1 protein-coding gene is annotated in these 475 nt (G+C 71.6%); it reads left to right on the top strand.

All coding sequences use genetic code 11. From position 1 onward, the window contains the following. Positions 1-21: 21 nt before the first annotated feature. The coding region (locus BN358_RS12610) for a helix-turn-helix domain-containing protein (RefSeq protein WP_019229173.1) at positions 22-475 on the top strand (454 nt) is incomplete at its 3' end.

Genomic DNA, 475 nt, shown 5'->3' with positions numbered 1-475 from the left:
TCGGCAGCTTGACGAGGGTTCATGAACGACGTAACCCGCAACATCAACGGGATCAGCACGCTGGGCGACGAGGGTCGCCGCGAGCTCTACCTCTACGTCACCGCCCAGGCCGCCCCGGTCGGACGGGAGCAGGCGGCCCGGGCCTTGGGTATCCCCGTCCATCAGGCGAAGTTCCACCTCGACCGGCTGGAGGAGGCCGGGCTGCTCGAATCCGGGTACGCACGCCTCACCGGCAAGTCGGGGCCCGGCGCCGGCAGGCCGGCGAAGGTCTACCGTCGCCGAGCTGGAGAGATCTCCGTGTCACTGCCCGGCCGTGAATACGCGCTGGCCGGCGAACTGATGGCAACAGCGATCGACGAAGCCGCCCGCCACGGCACACCGGTCGCCGAGGCGCTCGGCCGGGCCGCCCGCAGCCGAGGCGCCGAGATTGGGACCGCTGCCACCAGCAGCGGCACGCCGCTCGAGACCGCCACGG

The sequence above is a fragment of the Sedimentibacter sp. B4 genome (genome assembly GCF_000309315.1).
GTDB lineage: Bacteria > Bacillota > Clostridia > Tissierellales > Sedimentibacteraceae > Sedimentibacter > Sedimentibacter saalensis.
Note: the sequence above shows the minus strand (reverse complement) of the source record. Positions and strands in the feature narration are given on the sequence as shown.